Annotated in this window: 5 protein-coding genes; all 5 read right to left on the reverse strand. The window is 52.0% G+C overall.

The annotated features are described in order from the left end of the window. Positions 1 to 1,033, reverse strand: a 1,033-nt coding sequence (locus tag RTI30_RS11085; protein ID WP_312283762.1) for a GNAT family N-acetyltransferase, incomplete at its 3' end; no start/stop codon positions are given. Positions 1,034 to 1,036: 3 nt separating this feature from the next. Beyond that, entirely contained in the window at positions 1,037 to 2,635 is a 1,599-nt protein-coding gene (locus tag RTI30_RS11090) for a glycosyltransferase family 1 protein (protein ID WP_312283763.1), read from the reverse strand. A 187-nt stretch (positions 2,636 to 2,822) separates the two neighbouring features. Next, positions 2,823 to 3,062, reverse strand: a complete 240-nt coding sequence (locus RTI30_RS11095; protein ID WP_312283764.1) for an AbrB/MazE/SpoVT family DNA-binding domain-containing protein — start codon at positions 3,060 to 3,062, stop codon at positions 2,823 to 2,825. Between the two features lie 413 nt (positions 3,063 to 3,475). Next, the gene (locus tag RTI30_RS11100) at positions 3,476 to 6,748 is read right to left on the reverse strand and encodes a tyrosine-type recombinase/integrase (RefSeq protein WP_312283765.1); all 3,273 of its coding nucleotides are present in this window, start codon (positions 6,746 to 6,748) and stop codon (positions 3,476 to 3,478) included. A 6-nt stretch (positions 6,749 to 6,754) separates the two neighbouring features. Further along, the coding region (locus tag RTI30_RS11105; protein ID WP_312283766.1) for a hypothetical protein at positions 6,755 to 7,546 on the reverse strand (792 nt) is incomplete at its 5' end.

Genomic DNA, 7,546 nt, shown 5'->3' on the forward strand with positions numbered 1-7,546 from the left:
CTTGGGCACCCAAATCCTGTTTGATGGCGTAGGTGGTCAACCCCATTTCCAATCGCTCCGCGCCCAGCAATATGGCCGTTTCGACCACAGTATAGGCTATATAAATATATAAGCTATCATTGCAAGCGACTTCTCGCCCCACATACAACCAACGCAACATCTTGCCGTCCAGCAAGAGCAGGGCATGGCCCACCAGTTCCGTACCGCGATAAAAGAGCAAGACTTTGGAAGGTTCCCCAAGGCGGTTCGAGAGGCTGCGATAAAACGCCGGAGTCAGCACCTCTCGCTGAAACTCTTTGGCGTGGGTATGGACCACCATCCATTGTCGACAAAGGGTCTCGGCAAGACTTGCAAAGTCGGTGACCAGTTCATGGCGCACTCCAGACTCCTGTGCGCGTTTGCGGTGTTTTTGGACCTTGCTGCGATAATAGCTGCGCATGGAAGCTAGATATTCCTCTGGCGACGACCAGCAGATCTCCAGATAGGTATTGGGGAGGCTCTCGATCCAGTGATAGCCATAACCTTCTAGAGAAGGACGCAATGCCTGCGCGTTGCTTTCAAAGTCGCGCAGGATCATCAGCAAATGGCCTTCCTTTCTCGCCATACGCTGCATCTGCTCGAGGATAGTAGGTAACACCGTCTCGAAGATTTCTTGGGTTACAAAGGGTGGGCTGGTAATGGTGACCGGGGTACCACACTCGAGCATTCTGAGCTGTAGAAAGCCTGGCCAAACTTTGCGGATCCCATTCAATAGCGAGCGGATGGGCTTGGGGGCAAAGATGGCAATGTCGGTAGTGACCGAATAGCAAGTGACAATGGCACAGGGGGTGCCGTCACTTTGGGAAAGCAGCAGGTGTCGGTAGGCAAAATCATTGAGCTTGGATTCTTCCAGAACAGACCAGAAGGCCCGCGACAGGGTGATGCTACCTTGAGCGCTCAGGGCATCCCATGCTTTTTCAGGGACCTCGCTGATGTGGTCAAAGATCTGTACTTGTAGGTGATTAGATTGTGGAGAGTTTGCGGCGCTTTCCATGGATTATTTGGCAGACAAGCGATGCAGGAATTGCTGCCATTGGGGCAGGATTTTTTCGGGCAGGTATTGGGCGCTGTGCTGGATTCCTGTTTCCCGCAGACCTTGTTGGATTTCCTTGGCGTCTGGGTGGTAGATCATCTGCCGTAACACCTCCACCAGACTTTGGGTGTCGTAGGGATCGAAATAGTGGGCAGCCGCCCCATACACCTCCCGATGCACCGGAATATCCGAAGCCGCAACGATGCCCCCACAACGCATGGCCTCCACTCCCGAGAAATCAAACCCTTCCCCAACACTCGGACAAACCGTCACCACGGCCTGGCGGAACAGTAATCGCAAGGCATCGGCGGGAACGCTATGAAGAAGAAACAGACTCCCCTGCTCGATCCAGGGCAGAAATCCTTCCAGGGCGCTTTGATAATCCCAGCCAATATGTCCGACCAAAATCAGTTTGAGGTCTGGGTCTTGCAGGCTTCGCAGTGCCTCCCAGGCCTCCAGCAGGCGGCTGTGATTCTTGCGGGGTTCAATGGTGGAGACCATGAGCAGGAAACGACTCTCTGGGTGCAGTGCTTCCTGATAGAAGCGCGTTTTTTCTTCTTCAGAGCGAAAGCTTCGTGCCAATTTATAGGTTTTGAATCGTCGGCCTATACCATTCCCCTCCCCTTCGCTACTTTTGCCCGCCCCCTTGACCCTCCCTTCAAACTCCCCGTGGAGATATCTGCGCACTATGCCGGGGATCCGTTCGGGCTCGGGTTCTGCCGGAAAGTAATGGCTGGGCAACATATTGTGAATGGTGTGGGCCCGGGGCTCTGCCTCCGGAAACAGGTTCAGCAAATCCTGCCGCGTGGTTTCCGACACACAGACAAACTGCGCACCATCGCGCACATTCGCTGCCATGGCCTGAAAATGGCTGGCTTGATGAAAGGCTCGATCGGAAATGGTATGGGGCATCAAGACCGGGATGGCATCGTGGTAATGCACCACCAACTGGGTCCCGCGCTGCACCCGAGCTGGAAAAGGGGTTTGTGCAATGAGCACGTCAATTCCGCGGGTATCGAGCTTTGGGTAGCGCGAGGAAAAAGCAAATTGGCTCCGTTCAATACCACTCAAGTGCATCCGCCGCCAAGGATAGGCGCATACGCGGTAATCCCCCTGCAGCACCGATTCGCGATCGACGGCTGGTAGACTTCGACCATAGAGTTCCTGCCAAATGAAGTCGCGAAAGTAGCGGGTCTCGAAATGACCCAGGGGGATGCTCCCCAACCCCAACCAGGCCCCCAGGCGTAACCGCCAACCCTGCCACCAGCTATCCAACCATTCGCCAACGCTATCCTTCCAGTCGATGGCCGTATTCCCCTTGAGCGAGACGACCACCCGCGAGAAGCGATGGACCTTTTCCGCCTCGCTGTATCTTCGATTACCATAAATACCCCCGCGGACACTTCGCTTGGACATCTGCAGCAAGCCGCTGAGCTCCAGATCCGGCAGCCGAGACAAGACCCCATACAAGAGCCGGGTTTCCTGAGGAATTCCATAGAACCCATCGAGAGCGGGGCGCATCTCCATGAGGACACGAAGCTTGGAGGAAGCTTGCTCAGCCAAGGTCATGCTTCCCAGCACACTTTCCAGGCTGCAAAGAAAGGACAGAGCAGACTGCCAATGGGCGAGTAGTCTTATGCAGTAGGGTTGTAGTTGCGATTGGTCTCATAAGAGGATTTTACTAGGAACCATGGCTTGTGGCGATGAGAACCTCCGGAGAAATACGTGGCGTAAAGCTGGGCATCTCTGGTCAAGCCTCACCGCGCAGCAGGGTCATCAGATCATCTGTTCGCCACTTCACATCGGCCTTGCCACGAGCCGCCTCATAGCGATCCGGCTTGCAGCTGGCAGGCGCATCGACCTTGTGAATAACCACCTCGCCCTCGTTATTGACGGCGAATTCAACGGCAGAACCCGGTGACAGGTTGAGCGCATCGCAGATCTGTTTCGGAATAGTGACCTGACCCTTGCTAGCGAGTGTAGTGGCCATGCCGACTCCTTCGTATTACAACAAATAAGATTGTAATACCCAGAAATCATTCCTACAAATCCTGGCGATCTGATTGACTCAACCCACTACCAGATTCCCAACGTACGCAATGATAGAGTGGTTTTTTTCGGCATCGCTATAGACCTGTTTCTAGGCTGTTAATGAATTATTTAGCTTGGAATATCTAGTCGGCTACGCAAGGCTGATCGCAACACTAATGCGCAAATAGGATTGTCTGGGCGATTATTCTCTTAGGCAAGTTTTGCTTCAGTCTACCTCTATGAGTTGTTGCCGGGAAAGAGAAATACCGGCATGGAAGCCACTGTGGAATCCCTGGCCTTATCCACCGTGCAACGTCATACGGTTTGGATGGTTCAGCCACATAAGATGATCAAGAACTTAGGGCTGGATGGTTATGGCATAACCCTTCCAGCGAGAACTATGGCTCCCATAATCAACAGGTAAGTAAACCCAGGGGAAGCGGACAATGGATTCCTACCAGTTCCAGGAAAGCGCGGATAGAGATGAAGCCAGGATTTAGCTCGTTCCGGATCTGGTGATTTTCGAGTATCAATATGAATCTTCTTGTGAAGATGTAAGACCTTCTTCCAGCGCTGACACCAGACGGACCGTTTAGCAGGATCGTAACTAACATAAGCGATTTGACCTGGCTTTATACCCCAATCGAAAAGCAACTGTCGAAATGCCAGCGCATCCTCTGGTTTATCCACCGACTTCGCCAGAAAATACCCTGGCAAGTTTGCCCAGGCCTGACGCAGATACATCTCCAGGACCTGGCTAAGAGCGAGAGGGTCCTTCTCCACGCTTTGCCAAAAAAACGGCAAAATCTTCCGATAGATCCCCTGATCCCTCGCGGTGCGGATTCTGGCTGGTAGAGGGATGCTGATTTTACCCCCAGGGCCAGGTATCTCGAGGGGTCGGTGCCGTATTCCACTCCTCCCGCACAGGCTGTAAATCTCTTTTGCCTTATTTGCCATAGCGAACAGATGGTTATTATTTAAGTTACTCACCTCTGCCAATCTATTCCAAATGCTAGCATCAAGTGCTCCACCTTGATTTTCCTGCGCTAAAAATCCTTGCCGCAAAATCTGCCAGATCTCATCAAGTCGAGCATCAGTGCTAAGACCACCAACAGAACCAACACCCTCTTTCATATTCGCTTTCTGGGTGATTTCTTGTGGAATTTGAATTCGTTTTGCATAAATTTTCCGCACTCGTACAAGCAACCCATCAAGACCCTCCTTACCCAACACTCGATACAGAGTAGGCTGGCTAATTTCCGGCAGAAAAGCACACCATCCATTGGGTTTCTGAGGAATGTGCGTACGCAAATGAAGCGCGAGGAGAAGATCTAGATTATGGACGTAATGATTCACGCTGATTTCAGGCCCTGAGTGGCCCAATAAGCTCGTCATGGCATATAGATGCTTACGACTACCGCGATTATGCCCAAATAGTCTACCATAAAACCTGATTGCTATTTGCTGTTCCTCGCGCAAGGAACCAAAGATAGCCTTGGACGACACCTGCGCCAATGCCAATTGCCAGAGTAAGTGGCTTGCAAAACTGTGGCGCAAATGGTGGAAATGCATTTTCTCGTCGCCAGTTACCAGTCGTAGTGCCTCATGAATCCGTGACATTGCAGTTTCCTGGGAGATCGGGTTATGGCCGATTTCTGAAAGCACAAAAAGGTAATCCTGAGGCTGTCCACCAGACTCTTCGCGGGTATGTACCCAATCCCTTAACAGATTCAACTCCTCTTCCTCAAGCAAGGCGTAGATTGGGATCGCTCGCGTTGCATTCCGGCTTTTAAGCGATCGTTCCGCAAAAGGGCGGATCAGCAGTGTGGCCCTACCGGTCAGATGGCAATCCATAATGCGCAGGCGCAGGACTTCCATCCGGCGCAAGCCGCAACGAAAACCTAGGATTGCTATGAGCGTGAGTACAATAGGTAAATGCACATGTCGCTCGACATGACGGCCACGAGCAATGACTTCTTTGAGAGCGATAAACTCTTTCAAGCTGATGATACGCGCATCTGGAACGACATCGATCGCCAATCCTCCTAAATCTTGATCTGGGAGCGGGATAGCGCGATTCTCCTCTACTAGGTACTGATGCCATTCGCGAATAGCGCGCGCCAACAGTGCACGTTGATGCTCGGTCTCCACATGATCAAGCAAATCCTCGTAAAGTTGCCGCCATGACGAATCCCTAAAAGTCTCTATAGCCGCAGAATCCTCCAGGAGCTGCAGCATTAAGGCTGCAAGGCGGCTTACATAGCGTCGGATTGTCCGCATTGCTAGGCGATGACGATATGCAGATCCATGCTTCAACATACGCTCTGCCCATCCGTAGAAGAGTCTACTTAATAAGTCAGGCAATTCTTCCCGCGATTTTGCGTCTAGTCGCTGCAAGGCGAATGCACGATTGTTACCCCGGAGGATGGTTCGCAGCGATTGAAGCCAGGGCACGGTGTGGATTGCTTCGGACACATCTGCGGCAACCTCTAACGGCATATCCTGTCTCGTCTCCTGCGCTTTAGAAGGTGCTTCTTCCCCCCTGCCATTGGGGCTGCCAGTGCTGATTGCACTTGCTACAATACTTGGATACTCGTAGCCATGCAGTCGCCACCAACGGTCAGACCGCACCGCATGCGCCGTCAGCTCACCCGATGCATAGGCGCCGAGAAATTGCGGCTGCTCAATGCGAAGGGTTTGCGGAACGCTGCGAATCAGTTGGCGGGCCCGCAGGAATTTTCGTTGATCTTTTGGTAGCAAACGTAGATAGGCATTCATGGCCTTCAGCAGGTCCGTCGTCGTGTATTGGTCTACGGGCTGCTGTATGGGCACATAACGCAGTATCAGGACTTCAGACAGGGGATCAGGGAACCAGCGTCGCAGGCGCATGCCGCCCCTGCCCATGGGGATTTCCAGATCCAGGAAGCTCCACCCGAGATGCGGAAAATAATTCAGAGGGGCCCCGACCCGTAATGCCTTGTGTAGCTCGCGTAATGCGGCCACTTCGCCCAATCCACCATAAAGCAACGCACTAACAAGTATGCGTCCCTCGGCTGCCAACCCCTCTGGCGTTCTACCAATTCGCAGGTCTTTCCAAAGCAACCTTCGCACGTGCTGTACATAGAGATAACCCTCTATTCCTTCGGGAGTAAACGGTGTCGGTTCCCGGTCCAGCAACATAGGCACCGTTGGTGGACACCACTGCCATACTTCTTGCGCATTGCCAAGCCGAATGAGCAAGTTCAGAAACTGCAAAAATTTTGCCTGCCCCCGTAATCGCGATTTCAGTTGCTGTTCGTGGTTTTTTTTAGGAATGAGCTGTAGTGTACCCCCATCTCCAGGCTCGAATCTCAGAAGAATCCGGTCATGGAGTCGCTGCGTTAAGGACTCTCGGACATTTTCGTCCACCATCTTGGGTGGACAGAGACCCTGGAGAGACTCCAGGAATGACTGGTAGGGGATTGTACGATCGTTCTTGCCCAAAGTTTTCGATGCATCTGTTTCCAACGCAAGCCATAGTAAATAGCTTTTGCATTCAGAATCGCTAAACAGCAAACTTCTGCGTTTTACGCCTGGAGTGTCTTGGGTATTCGCCCAAAGATCACGGACCTTGGACTCATAGGAACGCTCTGCTGTATCGGCCATGACTAGTCAGTGCTTCTTGCTTTGTTTCGAGCGCTTAAATTTGATGAATTGCAACCCCAGATCTTCCAGCATGCTCGTTACATAGGGTTTCAGCTTCATGGCATATTCCATTGCTGACTGACTGGAGTAACGACTCCAAGGAGACTCTCCCGAAAACCAGTGGCCCATAAAGGCGTCCACTATTTCCGTAGGACAACCTACCTCCAGTAGATAGGATCGGCAAAATCTACGGTGACTATTGACGGGTAACTTATGACCGAACAAACTTTGCAGATAAGGTGACAACACCTTAGGACAGAGCGGTATTCTCTTGCGGGTGTCTAGAAAAAAATTACTCCCCTCTATCCCGCCATCTTCTGCCGATGACTTCTTCTCAAAACCGGATGCAAACACTCTTTGATCACTTAACTGCTGCAATAGAGCCTTAGGCAACCACAGCAGGCGAACATGGGAGCGATCTTTGGTGGTTTTATCGGAATGTACGATAAAACCCTCCTCGCCAGAGGGGATATGGTCCTGTGGAAAGGGACGGCAAGTAGCCCGGGCAGCGGTGGCATAGGCGAAAAAAAACCATGTATAGAGCGTATATTGTTTGTAGTACTCACGCCATAAACGATTTGCTGCGCTGCTATCAACCTCTGTAACGGATAGCCATTTGCTGCTGACTTCCTCTAGATCATCTTTCATAGTTTGAACGGCGCTCTGCACAGCCATGATGGTCGGACGATACAAAGCCCCCACATGACCGCACTGCGTGAGCGAATAATCCATGCCAGGCTCCACCTGACCCGAAAAATT

Source organism: Candidatus Igneacidithiobacillus taiwanensis, from assembly GCF_031962545.1.
GTDB lineage: Bacteria > Pseudomonadota > Gammaproteobacteria > Acidithiobacillales > Acidithiobacillaceae > Igneacidithiobacillus > Igneacidithiobacillus taiwanensis.

Excerpts from the sequence above, each read along its gene's own strand:
- RTI30_RS11095 (WP_312283764.1), bottom strand. The coding sequence starts at position 3,062 with ATGGCCACTACACTCGCTAGCAAGGGTCAGGTCACTATTCCGAAACAG.
- RTI30_RS11100 (WP_312283765.1), bottom strand. The coding sequence starts at position 6,748 with ATGGCCGATACAGCAGAGCGTTCCTATGAGTCCAAGGTCCGTGATCTT.